The sequence below is a fragment of the Corynebacterium belfantii genome (assembly GCF_041898185.1).
Taxonomy (GTDB): Bacteria; Actinomycetota; Actinomycetes; order Mycobacteriales; family Mycobacteriaceae; genus Corynebacterium; species Corynebacterium belfantii.
This window is the reverse complement of the sequence record NZ_CP157823.1, coordinates 1,844,280-1,865,334: the sequence shown is the minus strand read 5'-3', so window position 1 is coordinate 1,865,334 and position 21,055 is coordinate 1,844,280. Positions and strand designations below refer to the sequence as shown.

The following is a 21,055-nucleotide window of genomic DNA, read 5'->3' as shown; positions in this document are numbered from 1 at the left end:
GGAATTTTTCTATCTTCTTACTTATTGCGTTCTGCCGAACGACGAGCGCGACGATTCATGCCCGACACTTTGCCGCCCTTAGGAATTGGCCCCTTGGGAAGGGCAGCCCCACCGGCATTAATGTTGTCCATGGACTCGATGCGGTTAGCGATACTGTACACGTCGTTCTTCTTGTACACGCGAGGCAACTTCATCAAAGTGCTCTGAAGCTTCTTCAGTGAAACTTCGCCCTCACCGGAACCAATGTAGATCTCATGCACTGGCACACCTGGTGCGAGGCGCTCCAAGCGCTTGCGCTGCTGGCTTACCAGTGGGCGAAGGCGGGATTTGTTGCCCTCGCCGACAAGTACGATGCCGCACACGCCAATGGTGCGGTGAAGCACATCCATGTTCTTGGTGAAAGCAACACCTGTCTTAGTACGCCATGCCATGCCATAACCGGAGCGCATGTTTTCCAAAGCCCAGCCTGCTGCACCTGCTTGGCCTTCTGCACGGTCGTACACGCTGGCCTGCAAACGGCGACTAAACAAGAACATTGACAATGCGGCACCAAGGATCAAGCCGGTAACCAGCATGAACCACTGGTGGTTCCACAACAAACCGATGAGGAAGAACGCCAAGCCGGTGCCAAAGAAGGCAGCAAGCATAATCGGGATCAGCGCTTTATCCTGCTTGCGTTGGATATTAAACGCCTGCCAGATCTGTGCCCAGTTCTGGCGACGTTGAGCACGCTTAGCGGCGCGTTGCTCCTTCTTTGCGGCCTTTGCGGCCTGCTTGTTCACGTCAGCCATGCATACCACCTTAGCGGGGCAAGGCAGGATTCATTAAATAACCCACCGGCTACGCCCCAGTTTTAAGCTTTCGACGACAACACAGGGGTGTCTTGAGAAGGACCGTACTTTTCCAACAAAGTATTTGCTTCTTGTGCAGTACTGCCATCAGCAGTCGTGGCCAAATGAGCCAAGTTTTCTGGCAGAGATTCCCCACGAGCCGCGAGAGCCTCGGCATAAAGCTTTCCGGCACGATAAGAAGAACGCACCAATGGCCCAGACATAACAGCACCGAATCCAAGTTCACGCGCAAATTTGGCGTGATCGATAAATTCCTCAGGTTTTACCCAACGGTCGATGGGATGGTACATCGGACTGGGGCGAAGATACTGGGTAATCGTGATGATGTCACAACCTGCCGAGTGCAGGTCAACCAAGGCATCACGGATTTCGTCGACAGTTTCTCCCATACCCAAGATCAGGTTGGATTTGGTAACCAATCCAAAATCACGGGCTTGACGGATTACGTCTAAGGAGCGCTCGTAGCGGAATGCGGGGCGGATCCGCTTGAAGATGCGAGGGACTGTTTCAAGATTATGGGCAAAAACTTCGGGGCGAGCCTCGAAAACCTCTTGCAACAAGTCAGGCTTGCCGGAGAAATCAGGGGTGAGGTTTTCTACGCCGGTGTGGGGGTTGAGCTCATGAATCTTGCGAACAACTTCTGCATATAGCCAAGCGCCTTCATCTTCAAGATCGTCACGGGTTACACCAGTGATGGTCGAGTAATTCAGCTGCATTTCGCGTACTGATTCTGCAACGCGACGTGGCTCGTCGCGATCGAGCGGTTCGGGCTTAGCAGAATTAATCTGGCAGAAATCGCAACGGCGTGAGCAGTTAGCGCCACCAATCAAGAAGGTAGCCTCACGCGACTCCCAGCATTCGTGGATATTAGGGCAGCCGGCTTCTTGGCATACGGTGTGCAGGCTTGCGCCCGACACCTTCTTTTTCATGTCCTGATATTCAGGGCCAGTTTTAACAGCGGTGCGGATCCAACGTGGTTTGCTCTCGATGGGGGTTTGCGAGTTGCGCGCCTCAACTCTGAGCATTCTGCGTCCTTCGGGTGCTTTAGTCACCCTTTGCAGAGTACCCGTGATTGCTGTGGTCGTCGACACGCACGTAAACAACCAGCAAGAAGCACCCCTTAATTTGTTGTCGTATCTGCAATTAGGGGCGTCGTGGAATCTTCGTAGGATCTGGAGCCGTAGCAAAGCTATGATCAGCAACGACGAGCCGACCGGCAAACGCATCATCGAGGGCAGCCAACAGAGGAGCGGTCATTGACGCGGGAGTGACATCACTTCCCGCTTCTTGCGTCATCGTGGTCACCCCAGCATCGGAGATGCCACACGGAACGATGTAATCATAGAACTCAACCGTATTGTCACAGTTCAAAGCTAAACCATGCATGGTCACGCCACCGGCAATGCGAATACCTAAAGCGGCAACCTTGCGGTGTTCTTCCGGAGTCTTTCTTGGAACCCACACACCTGAGCGCCCGTCGATACGCCCTGCGTTGGGAATCCCATGAGTGCGGATGACATGGATCAGGGCTTCCTCCACGCGGCGGACATAATCGACAACATCGATGGGCTCGGCAAGTTTGATGATCGGGTACATCACCAGCTGTCCCGGACCATGCCACGTGATCCGGCCCCCGCGATCCACATCAATAACCGGTAGGCCGTTCTGTGGGCGATCAGAAGGCTGCGTGCGCTTGCCCGCGGTGTAGATACTGGGGTGCTCCAGCACCAAAATGACGTCATTGATTTCGTCGCGTTGGCGTTGCTTGTTCAGTTCTGCTTGGAGATCCCATGCGCGTTGATAATCCATCATGCCGAGTTCGCGCACTTCTATGGGGTTGTGGGAAGCGCGGATGGATTGGTCGGCTGGAAAGAACGGATCTCGAACAGCAGTCATGGATCACACTATAGTCCGTCATTACTGAAGCAACGAGGATAAAACGAAACGCCTAGTGGCAGGCTTTGTTGTGAAAGCAAGGCCGGCCACTAGGCGTTTGTAAAGCGTGCTACAAACTAGGAGAGTTCGAGGTCACCTTCGAAGTTGGCAGTCTCGAGGCGATCCTTGATGGTGGTCAAGAAACGACCTGCATCGGCACCATCGACGATCTGGTGATCGTAGGTCAATGGCAAGTAGACCATCTGGCGAATAGCAATCGAATCGATGCCGTCTTCCGTGATGACTACTGGACGCTTAACAATAGCGCCGGTGCCCAAGATTCCTGCCTGTGGTGGAACCAAGATTGGGGTATCGCTGAGTGCGCCTTCGGAACCAATGTTGGTGATGGTGAAGGTACCGCCGGAAAGGTCATTCGGCTTGAGCTTGTTGTTACGAGCGCGGTCAGCCAAATCGACAATTGCCTTAGCTAGCTCCGGCAAAGACAACTCTTGAGCCTTGTGGATTACAGGGGTAAGCAGACCAGCTGGGGTATCAACAGCAATAGAGAGGTTGACATCAGCGTGGTAGGTCATCTCCTTGGTCTCAGCGTTGTAGGACGCATTGACGTTCGGATGGGCAACCAAAGCCTCAACAATTGCTTTTGCAAAGAATGGCAAGTAGGTGAGGTTCACACCGTGCTTTTCCTGGAAGGCTGGCTTGTTGGCCTTACGCAGTTCCGCAACCTTGGTCATATCGACCTCATGCAGCTGGGTGAGCTGAGCAGAAATCTGCAAAGCCTCCACAGTCTTGCGCGCGGTGATCTCGCGGATACGGTTGACCTTCTGCGTGGTACCGATCAGCTTCTGCTTCTCTGGATCCACGGACTTGGTGGATGCTGCAGAAACTGGCTGGGCAGGAGCGGCCTGTGCTGCAGGAGCTGCGCCAACACCAGCGGCAGCCAAAACATCCTGCTTGCGGATGCGTCCACCGATACCAGTGCCTTCCACAGTGGTCAGATCAATGCCGTGCTTGTCAGCCAGCTTGCGGACCAGCGGAGTGACGTAAGGGACGTTCTCGTTGTTGATGTTCTTGGCCGGAGTTTCCTTCTTTGGTTCCGCCTTTGGTGCCTCAGCTTTTGGCTCTTCCTTGGGAGCTTCTTGCTGTGGCTCCTCGGCTGGCTCTTCCTTGGCAGCTGGGGCAGATCCTGGGGTGCCAACGCGAACGATTACGTCTCCGACGTCGACGGTGTCGTCTTCGTTGAAGAGAATTTCGAGGATGGTGCCAGCGACTGGGGATGGGACTTCGGTGTCTACCTTGTCGGTGGAGACTTCGAGGAGTGGTTCGTCAACGTCGACGGTGTCGCCAACGGACTTCAGCCACTGGGTGATGGTGCCTTCGGTGACGGATTCGCCGAGTTCTGGCATGACTACGTCGGTGGAGTCAGCTGCTTCAGCCTTTGGTGCCTCAGCTTTTGGCTCTTCCTTGGGAGCTTCTTGCTGTGGCTCCTCGGCTGGCTCTTCCTTGGCAGCTGGAGCGTCGCCTTCTTCGCCAATAATCGCAATAACGTCTCCGACGTCTACGGTGTCATCTTCCTCAAACTTGATCTCAAGCAAGACACCGGAGACAGGCGAAGGAACTTCAGTGTCGACCTTGTCAGTAGATACCTCGAGCAACGGCTCGTCGGCAGTGACTGTGTCACCAACGGACTTCAGCCACTGGGTGATGGTACCTTCGGTGACGGATTCGCCCAGTTCAGGCATTACAACGGAGTGCGCCATTGTGTAAAGACTCCTCGCAAGTCGAGTGTTAAGAACTTTAATAACATACGAGGATACCGTTTTGTCCGGCACAGTGTGACTCGGATAGCCCCAAGATTGCGATTTTGCCCCTAGAATTGTGGATTGTGTTCAACCTTTTTGGCAGAAAATCTCCTCGTTCCAACATTAAGCCTGCCCGTGGTCCTGGAGAAACGGTGCGGGAAACAGACCTTCGCTACCTCCAAGAGTGGGTAAGCACACATGCTGTTGTGGAAGCTTTTGTCGAACCGGAAACGATCGTGAATGAAATGTCCGTAGTGCTGGTTGATATCACTGGCGAATTCACACGTCGTCGCATCGGAGGCCCCAAAAGCATAGATGTGATCAGTTCCACTTTGGGAGTACCAGTCTATGACGTAGAAGAAACCGGATACCCGCAGCGGATGCGCGAAAAAATTGAACGGGATCGAATCTTGCGTAAACGTGAAGAACAACGTGAACGTCGCGAAAAATTACAAAGAGAACGCGGGGAATCTCAATAGCAAATAAATAAAATAAAGTGGTCAAGGACTAATGATCCTTGACCACTTTATTCATCTTAGGTGTTACTGCTCAGCGAGGTTAGAGAGCACCTGCACGAATGTACGTACCGGAACACCCGTGGCGCGCTTAGGAATGTATCCGTAGATGCCTGCTTTGTTATAGGCAGGTCCCGCAATATCGACGTGAGCCCATTCGATGCCTTCGCCAACGAAGTGGCTAAGGTACCAGCCAGCTGCCATCATGCCGCCGGAACGAGAACCGGTGACGTTACGGATATCAGCAACAGGGGATTTCACTGCCTCGCCAATTTCCTCTGGCAGCGGCATTGCCCATGCTGGTTCACCAACTGTGCGGCCGGTGAGAGCTACCGAATCACGGAATTCCTCGGAGCCCATAACTCCGGAGGTGCGATCACCTAGTGCAACGATTTGTGCACCCGTCAGCGTTGCGACGTTCAGCAAATAGTCGGGCTTGTCTTCGCTAGCGCGTGCAATAGCGTCCGCGAGCACCAAGCGGCCCTCAGCATCAGTATTAAGGATTTCCGAGGTAATTCCGCCGTAGTGGGTAATCACATCACCTGGGCGGAAAGCATTGCCGCCTGGCATATTTTCTGCCAACGGGATAGTTGCTGTGACATTGAGCTTTACGCCAAGACGAGCAGCAGCAATGATCGTGGCCACCATGGTGGCAGAGCCGCCCATATCGGAGATCATGTCGTCCATGCCAGCGCCTGGTTTGAGAGAAATTCCACCGGTATCGAAGGTGATGCCTTTACCCACCAGCGCGATGGATTTTTTGGCCTTCTTTGGTGCCCAAGTCAACCGGACCAAACGAGGTTTACGGGAGGAGCCGGTTCCCACAGCCAAGATGCCGCCAAAGCCCTGCTTTTCCAGCTTCTTTTCATCCAAAATTTCTACACCGAGGCCGAATTTCTCGGCAGTGTCTTGGATAATCGCCGCGTAGGACTCTGGGTAGAGATGGGAGGAAGGCGCATTGACTAGATCGCGGCACAAAGCCACAGATTCCGCAATAATCTGGCCTGCGGTGAATTCTTCTTTCGCAGCCTTTTTATCACCAAGGGAAATGAACGTAACCTTTTCCAAAGGCAGTGGCTTCTTTGGCTCCGAGCGCACGCCGGTGTAGTTATAGGCACCCAGCGCAAAGCCCTCAACAGCAGGTTGCAGACCGAAAGCTCCCAACGTCGTAGCAACATGCTGAACACCCGCCAAGCTTCGAGCTGCATCGCCAGCTGCACGGCGCAGGGTGTCGTCGTCAAGCGAATCGTTATCCCCTAAGCCCACGCCGACGATGAAGTCGGCCTCAATGCCCTCGATGGATGGGATGCGTACAACTTCGCTCTGCTTACCAGTGGCTCCGACCGCTACGAGCAAATCCCAAATGGCGATCTCGAGGTTTTCATCGAACAAACCGCTGGCTGCGAGTTCAAGACCATCCTCGCCCTTAAAGGTTGGGACGACAAGGGCATCAATATCCTCGGGGAGTTTCTTAGACAGCTCGAGTTGAGTAGTTAGTCCGGTCGCCGGCAGTGAGAACTGTGTGCTCACAGGTATTTACCTCCAAAAGTTGGTAGTTGGCGCAAAAGCCAAGGAAACATTTTAGTGTTGTCCAGCTTAGCCAATGGCAGGTGAGGATGTCTGGTGTACGTTGAAGTCCATGAGCTCTATTACGTTTAAGAAAATCGATCATCCGAACCCAACGCCAGCAGACAAAGTACAAGAAATTGTTGCCAACCCTGGTTTCGGCAAGTATTTCACCGACCACATGGTCACTATCGACTGGAATGAAACCGAAGGCTGGCACAATGCACAGGTTCAGCCATATGCACCCGTGTCCTTGGACCCTGCTACCTCGGTGTTTCACTACGGACAAGCAATTTTCGAAGGCCTGAAAGCCTACCGCCATGCTGATGGCACCATCCGTACCTTCCGTCCGGAAGCAAATGCGGCGCGCTTCCAACGCTCCGCTCAGCGTTTGGCCATGCCAGAGCTTCCTATCGAGGTCTTTATCGAGTCAATCCAGCAGCTTGTCTCAGTAGACCGCGACTGGGTTCCCGCTGCCGGTGGTGAGGAATCGCTCTATCTGCGCCCATTCATGATCGCTACCGAGACTACGTTGGGTGTTCATTCCTCGAAGTCTTACCGCTATTTTGTTATTGCTTCGCCAGCTGGTGCCTATTTCTCTGGTGGCATCAAGCCTGTGTCGGTATGGCTGTCTGAAGACTACGTTCGCGCAGCTCCTGGTGGTACTGGTGCGGCTAAGTTCGCAGGTAACTACGCGGCATCGCTCATCGCACAAACCCAAGCAGCGGAAAAAGGCTGCGATCAGGTAGTATGGCTCGATGCAATTGAGCATAACTACATCGAAGAGATGGGCGGAATGAACCTCTTCTTCGTTATGGGCAAAGGGGATCAGGCTCACGTGATTACCCCGAAGCTGTCCGGTTCACTGCTTCCTGGTGTTACCCGTGATTCATTGCTTCAGGTTGCTCGCAATCTTGGCTACACCACTGAAGAACGCTTGGTGTCTAAGGGCGAGTGGGAAGAAACTGCTACGAGCGGAGCTATGAGCGAAGCATTTGCTTGCGGTACTGCAGCCGTGATTACCCCAGTTGGATCTGTGAAGTCCACGCACGGTGAGTTCTTGGTTAACAACAACGAGGCAGGTTCGATCACCATGCAGCTTCGTGAGGCACTTACTGGAATCCAGCGCGGCAACGTTGCTGATACTCACGGATGGATGCACACCCTCGTAGAGGCGTAAATTATTTCTTTCCTATAACGAGATTGAGCCGACTCCTTCTGAAAACAGCGGGAGTTGGCTCTCGAGTTTTTGTGGCTTTAAGTTACTATGCCCACGCCTACAGCAAAGACTAATGCACAAAGCGCAGTCGCAGAATGCATGATAAAGCCGGTGGTATCGCCATTCATGCCTTCAAACCGGCGATGGAGATGGCGAATTTCTACCAATGCTAAAGCTACTGAGCACAGCAACCCCAGGATAGTTATGGTGATCAGCTCACCGCGATCCATTGCGAGGGGAACGCCGATGCATATTACAAGGTGCACGCATAACCACGCGATAATAGTGCGAGTTTTCACTGTGCCAATGAGCATTGCACCAAAACCAGTAGGGTTCATGGGTTTGAGTCGTGAATGAGCCCCGAAGATGGCACAAAACCGTCCGATCATCGGGGTAATCAGCACCATCCACCAGAGGCGAGCATCGAGAAGTGCAGTGAAAGAACTGATATGGATCAAAATTGAAATCAGGCATGCGCCCATACCGATCAGTCCCGTTGCTGGGTCCGCGATGATTTCACGTGCACGCGCGGGTGGTGCATAGGAACCTAAAGCATCGGAGACGTCGGCAAGCCCGTCGAGATGCATAAATCGTGTAAATAGCTCCCAAAAACACACGATGACCGTCGCAGTGACTATTGACGCCACCCCGAGCGACGTTGCAGCGAACGCAATAGCGCCGCCAACAATTCCCAACACAATGCCAATAAAGGGAACAGATGCCATAACGCGTCCGCCTGTGACACGATCGAATGCCGTGGCGCTGGGAACAGGCAAAATAGTCAACCAATTCAGTGCGGTCAGTGGGCCTTCGATAATCGCAGGCCCATGCTCACCGTTGACAAAATATGCTTTGCCAGACATATGAAACTACTGTTTCATCGAGCGATTGGCAGGGACTGCACCTTTGCCAGAAACACCCGCAGTATCAAAAGTGGCCATGTCCGTCATGATATGAGCAGCAATCTGAACCAGAGGGAACGCTGCAGCCGCGCCTGATCCTTCGCCCAAACGAAGTCCCAATTTAAGCAGAGGCTCTAGACCTAGGTAGCTTAAAGCGAACTTATGCGCAGGCTCGGCTGATTGATGTCCGGCTTGCATCCACTTACGCGCACCAGGCGCTAGGTTCTCAGCCAAAATTGCCGATGCGGTAACAACAACTCCATCCAAAATAACTGGGGTGCGGCGCACTGCAGCTTGAGCGATAAAAGCGCCCATAGCAACCAACTCAGGGGAGGTTACTTTCTGCATAATTGCTAGTGGATCATCGCGATGTTTGCGCACACGGAACATCGCATCGCGAACGGCTGCGACTTTACGCTTCCATCCTTCATCGTCCACTCCAGAACCGCGACCAGTAACCACGACAGGTTCCTGGTGTGTAAAAAGTCCAATGATGACAGCAGAAGGTGTGGTGTTACCAATGCCCAAATCTCCAGCCATAAGAAGATCGGCTCCAGCGTCGATTTCCTCGTCGGCGATACGCTTACCGATCTCAATGGCACGCACCAATTGTTCTTCAGTCATCGCATCTTCATGATCGATAGAACCGCATGACCGGGAAACGCGCTCTGGGCCGTCCACATCGTGGTTCAGTGAAATATCGGCAACTCGTATACCGATTCCGGAAGCATTCGAAATTGCGTTGATACCAGCACCACCATTGCGGATATTTTCGGCCATCTGCAGCGATACTTCGATGGGGTAGGGCGATACGCTATTTAATGCGATGCCATGATCACCGGCAAAAATGACCATGCGAGGGCGGGAAATTTGATGCGGCGGAACCTGACCTTGGCATGACGACAACCACACACCAAGATCCTCAAGCCGCGACAATGACCCCGTAGGTTTAGTCAGATTAAGTTGTAGCTCGCGAGCTTGCTGAGCTAGGTCTTCATCTGGGTAGTCAATCTTTGGAAAAAAGTCCGAAGGCTGCATCAGGTATCTCCTTGAAGCGTGGAGCAATAGGTAACAAAGGTTGTGGGCACTAGTCGCCACTTACGGGTTTCAACTCTAGTGCCAATCCCGCAACAACGAGCACCACTCGGTCGCAACAAGCTGCCACAGCAGCGTTTACTTTTCCAATAGAGTCGCGGAAGCGTCGGCCAGCTGGGTGAGAAGGAATAATGCCCATTCCAACTTCTGGACTCACCACTATGATGTTGCGGTTCTGGCCAGCAGTGGAAAACGCTGCAACGAGGTCGTCGCTCACAGTAGAAACTAACTGAGCGGGGTCATCCCATGCTTGATGAGTGTCAAGGATGTGCGTGAGCCATGTGCCAAGATCGTCGACCAATAGTGTGTCGTGATCTACCTGCTCGTTTTTCAGGATCTCGATGAGATCGTGTTGGTCATCGGTGTCCCAATATCTAGGACGTCGCTCGACATGTGTGGCAATCCGAGAACGAAAGTCAGCGTCGAATTCCCCTTCGAAAGGACGCGCCGTGGCCACATAGAGGCACGATTGTGCCCCCACGAGCTGTTCAGCGAACGCCGATTTTCCCGAGCGTGCTCCGCCCAACACTAGCGTGAGCATTTAGGAAACCTTATCTCCGATATTGACCTGCGGCTTTGGAGTGCGCCAGCGACGTGGCTGTGTTGCTCGACCGTAGGCATAGAATCCGAGAGAGAAAGCGGATTCAGAGGTGTGTGGGAATTTCTCACGAGCCATGCGTGCTGCCTTGCGACCAAGCAAAATACCTTCCAAAAGGAATACCAAGATCACGGCGAGGGCGCCGGTGGAAATCATTGCGGCGACGGCGGGGAACTTGTTGCCGAAAAGCATAACGACGAGCAAAGCTAGGGCGAGAGGCATCATTAGGTTATTGATGTATCGCTTGGAATCGACGAGGTTGCGGATATAGCGGCGCTCTTCACCACGATCACGAGGTAACAGATAGCGCTCATCGCCACTGTCCATAGCCATTTGGGCTTCGCGACGCCTCTGCTTGGAGGCATCAGCTTGCTTTTTCTTGTAAGCCTTCCACTCTTCTTTGGTCATAGAAGCTTTGAGTTCTTTACGCTTTTTGCGATCCTCGCTCCATGATTCGTTAGGCGAATAACGAGAACGGAAAGATCCAGCGTGAACCTCTGCTTCTTTACGCGTTGGGGTAGGGCGCCCCTTCTTTGGGGTATATGCCTTGGAAGCATGCGAGGCATAAGCGCTTTGAGTATTAGGCGATTCAGAGGAATTGTCACTTGGGGTTTTCACGGGTTCTAGGCTACAAGGAATCAGCTGAAAAGTGGAACAGACCAGCCAGATATGAGGGCATAGAATGACTGCGGAATAAACATTGGGGGTACGCCGTTAGTACCAGCATCGGTAACCGCATTATGCGATCACGCACTAAGGTGCGATACCCTAGGTTCTACCCACGGTGTTGCACAATATTGTGCGACACCGGAGCTATAAAAATTTGAAGGAGAAACATGACTGCACCTGCTTCCAATACAGGCGTTATTTTGAGCGATGCTGCTGCTGCAAAAGCTAAAGCTTTGCTGGAGCAGGAGGGTCGTACCGACCTTTCGCTGCGCATCGCGGTTCAGCCAGGCGGTTGCGCTGGTTTGCGTTACCAGCTTTATTTTGATGATCGTGACCTCGACGGAGATAAGGTTGATGAGGTCGGTGGCGTTCGTCTAGTCGTTGACAAAATGTCTGTGCCTTATCTTGCTGGTGCGACGATCGACTTTGCTGACACCATTGAATCCCAGGGCTTTACCATTGATAACCCGAACGCTACAGGCTCTTGCGCTTGTGGTGATTCGTTTAATTAAACGTAAATAAAAAAGTCCCGCTAGGTCTCCGTTACTTTTCTAGGAGAACTAGCGGGATCTTTTTATATGGAGTTGCTAGGCAAGCGGCCGCTTATAGGTACACAGGATAATCGCGTTTCTCGATGCTTGGATCAATGCGGTGCTCGACGAAAATTCCGTGCCAAATCATAAATGCAAGGACGGTCCATAGCCTGCGGGAGTGATCAGATACACCATTCTTGTGCTCATTGAGCATTGCTAAGACTGCTGTCTTGTCAAAGTATTGGTCGGTCATCGACTCATTGATGGTGTCTTGAGCCCAACCGAATAGCTCATCGCCGGCTAGCCAGTGGCGCATAGGCACTGGGAATCCGAGTTTCTTGCGGTGTAGCACATGCGGCGGAACGATTTGTTCCATAGCCTTACGCAACGCATATTTGGTCGTTCCGTTAGCAATCTTGAGGTCAAAAGGAATGGTTTCGGCAACCTCAAATACTTCTTTATCCAAGAATGGGACGCGAAGCTCCAAGGAGTGAGCCATGTTGATCTTGTCGGCCTTGACGAGGATATCGCCGCGCATCCACGTGAAAAGGTCCAAATGCTGCATTCGCGCAACGGGATCCATGTGCTCAGACTGGGCGTAGATCGGTGCGGTGACTTCGCGGTGATCCCATTCCTTCTTGGCCCATGGGATAACGCGCTTCATTTGATCAAAATTGAAGGAACGAGCATTTCCGTAATAACGCTCTTCCATCGTCATCGAACCGCGTTGGAGCAAGGATTTACCACGCATTCCGTCAGGGAAAACTTCGGCTACTTTGCCAAGGCCGCGACGTAGCGGGGAAGGAATCTTTTCAAATGGAGCAAGAGAAAGCGGCTCTTTGTAAATGGTGTAACCACCAAATAGTTCGTCTGCTCCTTCGCCTGACAACACGACTTTGACATGCTTGCGGGCTTCTTGAGCAACGAAAAATAATGGGACTAGGGAAGGATCGGCTACTGGATCATCCAAGTACCACATGATTTGAGGAATGGCATTGGCATATTCCTCGGGAGAGACAATCTTAACGATATGTTCCACTCCAATGGCAGCAGCGGATTCTGCAGCCACATCGACTTCCGAATATCCTTCGTGTTCAAATCCTGTTGTGAATGTCAACAGATTCGGATTATGGCGTTTTGCCAAAGTTGCAATCGCAGTGGAGTCGATGCCGCCAGACAGGAAGGAACCGACAGTGACGTCGGCACGCATGTGCTTTTCGACGCTATCTTCTAGGGCCTTGGCAATTTGATCGAAGAGATCCTGTTCCTTGTCCTTTGGAAATTCTTGTGCGGGGAACTGAGGAAGGAAGTAACGAGTCTGCTCGACATTGCCTCCCACAGAAACGAAAGCAAAGCAGCCAGACTCTAGGCGTCGAATGTGCTGATGAAGACTTTCAGGCTCTGGAACGTATTGGAGATCGATGTAGTGCTCGATAGCACGTTGGTCAAGCCCCAAATCTAGACCAATAGCATCTGCCATATCCAAGATGCACTTTTTCTCAGAGGCGAAAACGGTGCCAGCTTCGGTGGTAGCAAAGTACAACGGCTTGATGCCAAATTGATCGCGGGCCAAGAAAAGACGTTGTTCTTTGGTGTCCCAAATGGCTATGCCAAACATTCCGCGCAAGTGGAGAACTACATCTGCACCCCAGTGGTGGAAACCGACAGCAATAGTTTCGCCGTCGCCTGAAGTGTCAAAGGTGTAGCCGAGGTCTTGAAGTTCTCTTCGTAGCTCTACGTAGTTGTAGATCTCGCCATTAAAAGTCATGGCATAGCGGTCGGGCTCGCCTTCAGGCCCCCATCGCAAGGGCTGGTGAGAATGCTCGAGATCGATGATCGATAGGCGATTAAAGCCAAAAACTGCATGGTCGTCATGCCAAGTACCTGCTTCGTCAGGGCCTCGGTGGTGCATGCACGGCAAAGCACTTTCTATAGCAGCTACATACTTACTGGCCTGTCCTGTGCTGGAGAGCATGCCTAGAAGTCCACACATGTGAGCAGATCCTCCTCGTCTATTGGTAACTTCCGGATTGTCTTACGTTACCCCGAAACAGCGATGGGGGATTGAATCCCTACCGTGTATTGAGGGAAGAATTGGTGAATAATTCAGCCAAGTGGGTGATCCCGCGGGGTGGTTATACGTTTGGATGATACCGGCGAAAATCAATGTGACATCTATCACGTAAAAAGTCAATGAAATTTCGTTGCGTTAGGGCAAAGAGGTGAAAACCGTCGATTTCCGGCAAAATCCCATGAAAATGGCGGGGGAAGCCGTTGTTAGTTATTAAGGAAAAGACGTGACTATCGACTATCCTCGCTACATATAGATAGACCTCCGTGTGATTTTCTGCGCATTTACTGTGTGGGGAAGAGTGGTGGAGTGTCTCAAGAACTAGTGCGACAGGAAGGCAAACGCGCGTGGAACAGCAGGAAAAGCGTGGCACAGTCCGTAAGGCTCTGCTTGGCAGCGTCATCGGTTTTGGTGGCCTAGCTCTTGCGGGTTGTGACGTTGAGGCTCCAGGTGGCCCATTGGGTACCGCTTTGGGATTCGGGTGGCCAAAGGGCATTACCCCAGAAGCTACCTCGATGTACAACTTCTGGGTTTGGGTTTGGGTAACGGCGTGGATCATCGGCTTTATCATGTGGGGCTTGTTTATCTACGGCATGTTCTCATGGAGCGCAAAGCGCGCAAAGAAAGCTGGCAAGGATGAATTCCCACGCCAGACTCAGTACAACATCCCATTGGAGCTTGTACTGACCATCGTGCCAATCATCATTGTTATGGCATTGTTCTTTTTCACGGTGCAAACCCAGGACAAAGTCACGGCAATGGACAAGGATCCAAAGGTTACCGTTGACGTCACCGGATACCAGTGGAACTGGAAGTTCGGATACGCAAAGGTTGCCGGTGAGCTTTCCCCAACCGGTTCCGATTATGTTGGCACCGATGAGAAGCGTCAGGAAGCAGCTGAGAAGACCAAGGTTGATCAGGGCGGCGACAATCCGAACCCAATTAACGGTCGTTCCAAGACGGATACCTCTTACCTTCATTTCAACAAGATTGAAACATTGGGTACCTCTGAAGAAATTCCAGTTTTGGTTCTTCCTTCCAATACTCCAGTCGAATTCGATCTAGCTTCTGCAGACGTATCTCACGCTTTCTGGGTTCCTGAGTTCCTCTTCAAGCGTGATGCATACAACCACCCAGAGCAGAACAAGCAGCAGCGTAGGTTCCAGATCGAAAAGATTGAAAAAGAAGGAGCATTCGTGGGCCGCTGTGCAGAAATGTGCGGTACCTACCATGCAATGATGAACTTCGAAATCCGTGTTGTATCTCCTGAGAAATTTGCTCAGTACCTCAAGTTCCGTAACGACAATCCACAGGCAACCAACTCGGACGCTTTGAAGTCGATCGGTGAGGCTCCATACGCAACCAGCACCCACCCATTCAACTCGGAGCGCGCTACGCGTGACGGCGAGAACTTCGACGATACCGCTGCGGCGTAATTAATAAGGAGAAGTAAGAGAACATGAAGGCTACATCAAAGATCATGTACTCGATGGCAACCTTCCTTGCCATCATGGCGATCATTTACCTCTTCGCCACAATGCACGTTGAAGACTCTGGCTACATGGTTGGCTACGAGTGGGCAGGTGGAGTCTGCATGATTTTGGGTACTTTACTCACGGTCATGCTGGGCGGCTACCTTCACTTCACTGAGAACCGAATTGACGTTCTTCCTGAAGACTGGGAAGAGGCTGAAGTTGCCGATGCCGCTGGTACCCTAGGATTCTTCAGCCCAAGCTCCATCTGGCCATTGGCTATGAGTGGTGCAATTGCAGTGCTTGGTTTCGGTATCGTTTACATGCACTACTGGTTGATCGCGATCGGTGCTGTTTTGTTAATCTACACAACCACCATGTTGAACCTGCAATACGGAATTCCTAAGGAAAAGCACTAAGAGTTTTTCTTAACGCTAGTTCTGGCTAGTGTCATCCTCAGTAGAGGGTGGCACTAGCCTTTTTCTATTTTCGTATAGAGACAAAATGGCATTAAGTCTTGCGGTCGATGGGGCAGTGTAAAAAGTTCCCAGAATCTGTAGAAATATTTCCCACAGTATTTGAAATGGCTATCTACTAGGTTTTAGTTATAGGATTTATGCAGGTGGTGGGGGTTCGATCAAAAGTTGTAACTGGCCGATAATTCGCCATTCTTGATGTGAGATAACCCACATATGAACTTGTGGATTTTTGCAAAATAATCACACCCAGTTACCCCGATGGGGCGCAGGGGGAGCGTTGGTAAATCGTGAACCATAATTCAGGCCCTGTGACCTGCGAAAATATTAAGTCGGATGTCAGTGGTAAAAAGTTCCCGAAAATTTCTAAAAAATTTTGCAATCAAGTTTGCACTGTTAACAAATTATTGCGCCTACCAGCAAACTAAAGTTGCGGGGGCAAAAAGTGACTTAGGCCAATCAAAAGACCATACTTATTAGCGTGACGAGCGCAATTGGAAATAAAGATATGGCAGCACCACAACGTGTTGCGGCACTTAACCGACCAAATATGGTCAGTGTCGGCACGATTGTGTTCCTGTCTCAGGAATTGATGTTCTTTGCTGGTTTGTTCGCGATGTACTTCACCTCGCGTGCAAACGGTATTGGTAATGGTTCGTGGAAGGAAGGTGCACACCATCTCAACGTTCCTTATGCTTTGGTGATTACGATCATCCTGATTTCGTCGTCTGTGACGGCTCAGTTTGGTGTATTTGCGGCAGAGCGTGGTGACGTGTTCGGTGTCCGCCGCTGGTTCTCCTTGACCATCCTGTTGGGTGCGATCTTCTTGGTTGGCCAGGCATATGAGTACTTCCACTTGGTAGAGCACGGTATGACCATCCAGAGCAGTGTCTACGGATCGTCGTTCTTCATCACGACTGGCTTCCACGCGGCACACGTCCTTGCCGGCGCGTTGGCCTTCGTCGTGGTTTTGCTTCGACTGTCTAAGTCAAAGTTCACGCCAGCGCAGGCAACCGCGGCTATGGTTGTCTCTTACTACTGGCACTTCGTTGACGTCGTGTGGATCGGTCTGTTCATCACGATTTACTTCATTCAGTAACTCGCCGTTGTTGCAACATCACCTTGCATAACCGCAAGAAAAACTAAGACCCTCAATTTCCGTATTCGAGACTCTAAGGGAAATGATGGAAACCACCCCTAACCCAATCGACTCAGGCGCTGCCGAGAAGTCGATGACCAACACCAAGAAAGTCAGGGCACGCCGTAAATTCCGTCGTACCGCTGCTGGCGCTATGGCTCTTGCTGTCGGCTTGACCGGTGCAGGCATTTTGGTCAACGCAGTAACTCCAGATGCACAGGTTGCTACTGCGCAGCAAGACGAGCAGGCCCTTATCCAAGAAGGTAAGGATCTCTACGACGTTGCGTGTATCACCTGTCACGGTGCAAACCTTCAAGGTGTGAAAGGCCGCGGTCCTTCACTTATCGGCGTTGGCTCTGGTGCAACCTATTTCCAGGTTCACTCCGGCCGTATGCCAATGCTCCGTAATGAGGCGCAAGCAAAGCGAAAGACTCCTCGATACTCCGAGGCTCAGACTCTAGCAATTGCCGCATACGTCGAAGCTAATGGTGGCGGCCCATCTATTGTTTACAACAAAGATGGTTCGGTAGCCATGGAGTCACTACGTGGCGCCAACTACAAAGATGGAATCGATCCAGCCGATGTCGCTCGCGGCTCCGATCTCTTCCGTTTGAACTGCGCATCATGCCACAACTTCACTGGTCGTGGTGGTGCTCTTTCCAGTGGTAAGTACGCTCCGGTTCTAGATCCAGCTAATGAGCAGGAAATCTACCAAGCAATGCTTACCGGCCCACAAAACATGCCGAAGTTCTCGGATCGTCAGCTTTCTGCAGACGAGAAGAAAGACATCATTGCCTACATCAAGTCGGCAAAAGAAACCCCTAGCCAAGGTGGTTGGAACCTCGGTGGTCTTGGTCCTGTGACCGAGGGCATGATGATGTGGCTTGTTGGAATCGTGGTCCTGGTGGCCGCTGCCATGTGGATTGGATCGCGCTCATGAGCAATAACCCTGAAATGAATTACACCTCCAAAAAATTGGATGCAATGTCGAACGAGGAACTCGCTCGTCTCGGCACTGAACTTGATGGCGTTACCGTTGCTTACCGCAAGGAGCGCTTCCCAGTTGAAGGCGACCCAGCATCTAAGCGTGCATCTCGCACCGTTGGAATCTGGTTCGGCATTGGCATCGTTTCCGCCCTTGCTTTCCTCGCTGTTTATCTCTTCATGCCATGGGAGTATAAGGGTCTAGGCGAAGATGGTCTGTGGATTTACACCTTCTACACTCCATTGCTTGGTCTTACCTCCGGTCTTGCGATTCTTTCGCTTGGCATCGGCGTGATCTTCTACATCAAGAAGATCATTCCTTCTGAAATCTCGGTTCAGCGTCGTCACGACGGTCCATCCGAAGAAATCGACCGTCGCACCATCACCGCTTTGCTGAATGACTCTTGGGAAACTTCCACATTGGGTCGTCGCAAGGTATTGAAGTCCATGCTCGGCATCGGTGGTGTTCTCGCTGGTCTTACCATCATCGCTCCACTTGGTGGCATGGTGAAGAACCCTTGGAAGAAGGGTGAACTCGGTATTCAAGGTGATGGCACCTTGTGGACCTCCGGCTGGACCTTGCATGAAAAAGGCGTCAAGCTTTACCTGGGCCGTGACACTGGTGTTACAGCTGAGAAGCACGAAACGTCTGTTGGTACTCATTACAGCACCCAAGGCGTGTCCCGCTTGGTTCGTATGCGTCCTGAAGATTTGGCTGCAGCGGCTATGGAAACTGTGTTCCCATTGCCGGAAGAATTCGTCAACGATGGTGATAAGTATGATGCCAGCGCTGATGTTTACGAAGAGCAGATGCACTCTATCCACGGTCCACGTAACGCTGTTATGTTGATCCGTTTGCGTAACAGTGACGCAAATAAAGTGATCGAACGTGAGGGTCAGGAGGACTTCCACTACGGCGATTACTACGCATACTCAAAGATCTGCACGCACATTGGTTGCCCAACTTCTTTGTACGAAGCCCAAACCAACCGAATTTTGTGCCCGTGCCACCAGTCGCAGTTTGATGCATTGCACTACGGCAAGCCAGTCTTCGGCCCAGCCGCACGTGCGTTGCCACAGCTGCCGGTTACCGTTGACGAAGAGGGTTACCTCGTCGCCGCAGGCAACTTCATTGAGCCTGTCGGCCCAGCATTCTGGGAGCGTCGTTCATGAGCAACAAACTAGCCGAAATCGGCAATAACATTGATTCGCGTTACACCGCGGCTTCGGGTATCCGTCGACAGATCAACAAGGTTTTCCCAACGCACTGGTCATTCATGCTTGGTGAAATCGCACTGTACAGTTTCATTATTTTGCTGCTGACCGGTGTTTACCTGACCTTGTTCTTCGACCCATCAATCACCAAGGTGATTTACGATGGTGCCTACTTGCCACTTAACGGTGTCGAAATGTCTCGTGCCTACGAGACTGCACTGAACCTCTCCTTCGAAGTTCGCGGCGGATTGTTCATCCGTCAGATGCACCACTGGGCAGCTCTGACCTTCATGGTTTCCATGACGGTTCACATGCTCCGCATCTTCTTTACCGGTGCTTTCCGTCGTCCTCGTGAAGCTAACTGGATCATCGGCTGTGTGCTGTTGTTCCTTGGTATGGCTGAGGGCTTCATGGGCTACTCGCTACCAGACGACCTGCTTTCTGGCGTTGGTTTGCGTATTATGTCCGCGATCATCTTGGCTCTGCCAATCATCGGTACGTGGCTCCACTGGCTCATCTTCGGTGGCGACTTCCCATCCGATTTGATGCTCGATCGTTTCTACATCGCTCACGTTCTCATCATCCCAGGCATCATCCTTGGTTTGATTGCAGCTCACTTGGCTCTTGTTTGGTACCAGAAGCACACCCAATTCCCAGGACCAGGTCGTACTGAGAACAACGTCGTAGGTGTTCGAATCCTCCCAGTCTTCATCCTGGAAACCTCTTCATTCGGATTGGTTACCCTGGGCGTGCTGGCACTGTTGGCTGGTCTCACTTCCATCAACGCTATTTGGAACCTTGGTCCATACAACCCATCTCAGGTTTCTGCTGGTTCCCAGCCAGATATTTACATGCTGTGGACTGACGGTGCTGCTCGTGTCATGCCTGCTTGGGAGCTTTACATCGGCCACTACACAATCCCTGGCGCTTTCTGGGTCGCACTTCTCTGTGGTGTTCTGGTTGGTTTGCTGGTCGGATACCCATTCATCGAGAAGAAGATCACTGGCGACGACGCTCACCACAATCTGCTGCAGCGGCCACGCGACGTTCCAGTACGTACATCGCTCGGTGTGATGGCTATTGTCTTCTACTTCTTGCTCACGCTGTCTGGCGGTAACGACCTGTTTGCTTACCACTTCGAAGTCTCACTGAACGCAATGACGTGGGTCGGTCGTATTGGCTTGATCGTACTGCCTCCATTGGCATACTTCATTACTTACCGTATTTGCCTTGGCCTGCAGCGTTCTGACCGCGAAGTGCTTGAGCACGGTATTGAGACTGGCGTTATCAAGATCATGCCAAATGGTGCATTCGTTGAGGTACACCAGCCACTTGGACCAGTCGATGAGCATGGTCATGCTGTACCACTGCCATACGCCGGAGCTCCAGTACCGAAGCAGCTCAATGACCTTGGCTTCGGTGGCGAACCTGGCCGCGGTGGCTACTTCACCCCAGACAATGACAGCCTTGCTGCTAAGTATGCAGAGATCGAGCACGAAAACCATTTGGAAGAAATGGCAATGTACAAGAATCTGCAGAAAAACAACCGTGCACAAGATGGAGTCGAAGAAGACTAAGTCTGTGTAGATTGTTTCGCTAGAGTCTCGAAAAAGGGGCGTTGGTGCAAGATTTCACGTAAGTGGAATTCACCAACGCCCCTTCTTTGTATGTTCTCCTCCGATATATAGGTATGTAGCGTCGTTTTTAGCGGTGGTTTGCGCTTCACAAGTCTTGATTCCATTGGTTGGGGATGTGCGGCCTCCTTAATATAGGAGGGGTTCTCGTCGCACAAATGAGGACAATCTCATAGCTGTGAAAAAATCAAGTGTTATTGATGGTGACGATGATCCTTATAATGCGCGCAAAAACAGCGTGCTGTGGTGGCAATGTCCATTGGAGATGGCGTTGTTATGGGTATGTATTCGTGTGTTGTGAGCTCGGATTCGCACTACATTACAAAAATGTGACGGAACGCACAGTAACTTATTTTAGATTAGCGATAGTCCTGATTGTGGGTGTTTTAGTGGTGGTGGTGGCTGTGATGTCGATTTCTGTT

At 51.7% G+C, this 21,055-nt stretch carries 19 protein-coding genes; 9 read left to right on the top strand and 10 right to left on the bottom strand.

Features of this window, described 5'->3' with window-relative positions; all coding sequences use genetic code 11:
• Positions 1 to 17: 17 nt before the first annotated feature.
• From ABMV07_RS09220 to sucB, 4 genes are all read right to left on the bottom strand, one after another.
• Complete coding sequence (locus ABMV07_RS09220; protein ID WP_374064522.1) at positions 18 to 791, bottom strand: DUF4191 domain-containing protein; 774 nt, start codon at positions 789 to 791, stop codon at positions 18 to 20.
• A gap of 62 nt (positions 792 to 853) precedes the next feature.
• Entirely contained in the window at positions 854 to 1,903 is a 1,050-nt protein-coding gene (locus ABMV07_RS09215; RefSeq protein WP_088267373.1) for a lipoyl synthase, read from the bottom strand.
• A gap of 91 nt (positions 1,904 to 1,994) precedes the next feature.
• A complete protein-coding gene (lipB, locus tag ABMV07_RS09210; RefSeq protein ID WP_196977786.1) occupies positions 1,995 to 2,747 on the bottom strand; it encodes a lipoyl(octanoyl) transferase LipB in 753 nt (250 codons plus the stop codon).
• Between the two features lie 116 nt (positions 2,748 to 2,863).
• Positions 2,864 to 4,504 carry a 2-oxoglutarate dehydrogenase, E2 component, dihydrolipoamide succinyltransferase gene (sucB, locus tag ABMV07_RS09205; protein WP_197692041.1) on the bottom strand — a complete coding sequence of 547 codons (1,641 nt, stop codon included), beginning with the start codon at positions 4,502 to 4,504 and terminating at the stop codon, positions 2,864 to 2,866.
• Positions 4,505 to 4,629: 125 nt separating this feature from the next.
• Between sucB and ABMV07_RS09200 the strand changes: the two genes are divergently transcribed.
• The gene (locus ABMV07_RS09200) at positions 4,630 to 5,025 is read left to right on the top strand and encodes an oxidoreductase (RefSeq protein WP_197692040.1); all 396 of its coding nucleotides are present in this window, start codon (positions 4,630 to 4,632) and stop codon (positions 5,023 to 5,025) included.
• 63 nt (positions 5,026 to 5,088) lie between these two features.
• Here the strand turns inward: ABMV07_RS09200 and ABMV07_RS09195 are convergent, their stop codons facing one another.
• Positions 5,089 to 6,591 (bottom strand): leucyl aminopeptidase, encoded by a 1,503-nt coding sequence (locus ABMV07_RS09195; protein WP_088267355.1) that lies wholly within the window; start codon positions 6,589 to 6,591, stop codon positions 5,089 to 5,091.
• Positions 6,592 to 6,700: 109 nt separating this feature from the next.
• Here ABMV07_RS09195 and ABMV07_RS09190 point away from each other — a divergent pair, with 109 nt between their 5' ends.
• The gene (locus ABMV07_RS09190) at positions 6,701 to 7,807 is read left to right on the top strand and encodes a branched-chain amino acid aminotransferase (protein ID WP_196977784.1); all 1,107 of its coding nucleotides are present in this window, start codon (positions 6,701 to 6,703) and stop codon (positions 7,805 to 7,807) included.
• A gap of 77 nt (positions 7,808 to 7,884) precedes the next feature.
• Here ABMV07_RS09190 and ABMV07_RS09185 read toward each other — a convergent pair whose 3' ends face one another.
• From ABMV07_RS09185 to ABMV07_RS09170, 4 genes are read right to left on the bottom strand one after another with little or no spacing between them, the layout of a single operon-like run.
• Positions 7,885 to 8,709, bottom strand: a complete 825-nt coding sequence (locus ABMV07_RS09185) for an adenosylcobinamide-GDP ribazoletransferase (RefSeq protein ID WP_196977783.1) — start codon at positions 8,707 to 8,709, stop codon at positions 7,885 to 7,887.
• Between the two features lie 6 nt (positions 8,710 to 8,715).
• A complete protein-coding gene (gene cobT, locus ABMV07_RS09180; RefSeq protein ID WP_003852227.1) occupies positions 8,716 to 9,786 on the bottom strand; it encodes a nicotinate-nucleotide--dimethylbenzimidazole phosphoribosyltransferase in 1,071 nt (356 codons plus the stop codon).
• 49 nt (positions 9,787 to 9,835) lie between these two features.
• A complete protein-coding gene (locus ABMV07_RS09175; protein WP_088267358.1) occupies positions 9,836 to 10,384 on the bottom strand; it encodes a bifunctional adenosylcobinamide kinase/adenosylcobinamide-phosphate guanylyltransferase in 549 nt (182 codons plus the stop codon).
• Positions 10,385 to 11,059: a DUF3043 domain-containing protein gene (locus ABMV07_RS09170; RefSeq protein WP_088267359.1), complete on the bottom strand. Its 675-nt coding sequence runs from the start codon at positions 11,057 to 11,059 to the stop codon at positions 10,385 to 10,387. It lies immediately after the preceding gene.
• A 218-nt stretch (positions 11,060 to 11,277) separates the two neighbouring features.
• On the opposite strand from ABMV07_RS09170, the gene ABMV07_RS09165 reads away from it, so the two are divergent.
• Positions 11,278 to 11,622, top strand: a complete 345-nt coding sequence (locus tag ABMV07_RS09165) for a HesB/IscA family protein (RefSeq protein ID WP_088267360.1) — start codon at positions 11,278 to 11,280, stop codon at positions 11,620 to 11,622.
• A 91-nt stretch (positions 11,623 to 11,713) separates the two neighbouring features.
• On the opposite strand, the gene asnB is transcribed toward ABMV07_RS09165, so the two are convergent.
• Positions 11,714 to 13,636, bottom strand: coding sequence for an asparagine synthase (glutamine-hydrolyzing) (gene asnB / locus ABMV07_RS09160; RefSeq protein ID WP_088267361.1), 1,923 nt, complete (start codon positions 13,634 to 13,636; stop codon positions 11,714 to 11,716).
• Between the two features lie 425 nt (positions 13,637 to 14,061).
• Here asnB and ABMV07_RS09155 point away from each other — a divergent pair, with 425 nt between their 5' ends.
• From ABMV07_RS09155 to ABMV07_RS09130, 6 genes are all read left to right on the top strand, one after another.
• Positions 14,062 to 15,150 carry a cytochrome c oxidase subunit II gene (locus ABMV07_RS09155; RefSeq protein WP_088267362.1) on the top strand — a complete coding sequence of 363 codons (1,089 nt, stop codon included), beginning with the start codon at positions 14,062 to 14,064 and terminating at the stop codon, positions 15,148 to 15,150.
• A 23-nt stretch (positions 15,151 to 15,173) separates the two neighbouring features.
• Positions 15,174 to 15,605, top strand: a complete 432-nt coding sequence (locus ABMV07_RS09150) for a cytochrome c oxidase subunit 4 (RefSeq protein ID WP_003852216.1) — start codon at positions 15,174 to 15,176, stop codon at positions 15,603 to 15,605.
• A 538-nt stretch (positions 15,606 to 16,143) separates the two neighbouring features.
• The gene (locus ABMV07_RS09145; RefSeq protein ID WP_010935207.1) at positions 16,144 to 16,761 is read left to right on the top strand and encodes a heme-copper oxidase subunit III; all 618 of its coding nucleotides are present in this window, start codon (positions 16,144 to 16,146) and stop codon (positions 16,759 to 16,761) included.
• An 82-nt stretch (positions 16,762 to 16,843) separates the two neighbouring features.
• Positions 16,844 to 17,740 (top strand): c-type cytochrome, encoded by an 897-nt coding sequence (locus ABMV07_RS09140; protein ID WP_174688209.1) that lies wholly within the window; start codon positions 16,844 to 16,846, stop codon positions 17,738 to 17,740.
• Positions 17,737 to 18,957: a ubiquinol-cytochrome c reductase iron-sulfur subunit gene (locus tag ABMV07_RS09135; protein ID WP_088267364.1), complete on the top strand. Its 1,221-nt coding sequence runs from the start codon at positions 17,737 to 17,739 to the stop codon at positions 18,955 to 18,957. The genes ABMV07_RS09140 and ABMV07_RS09135 overlap by 4 nt, the downstream gene beginning before the upstream one ends.
• Positions 18,954 to 20,576 carry a cytochrome bc complex cytochrome b subunit gene (locus ABMV07_RS09130; protein WP_196977778.1) on the top strand — a complete coding sequence of 541 codons (1,623 nt, stop codon included), beginning with the start codon at positions 18,954 to 18,956 and terminating at the stop codon, positions 20,574 to 20,576. Before ABMV07_RS09135 ends, ABMV07_RS09130 begins: the two co-directional genes overlap by 4 nt.
• Positions 20,577 to 21,055: the final 479 nt, after the last annotated feature.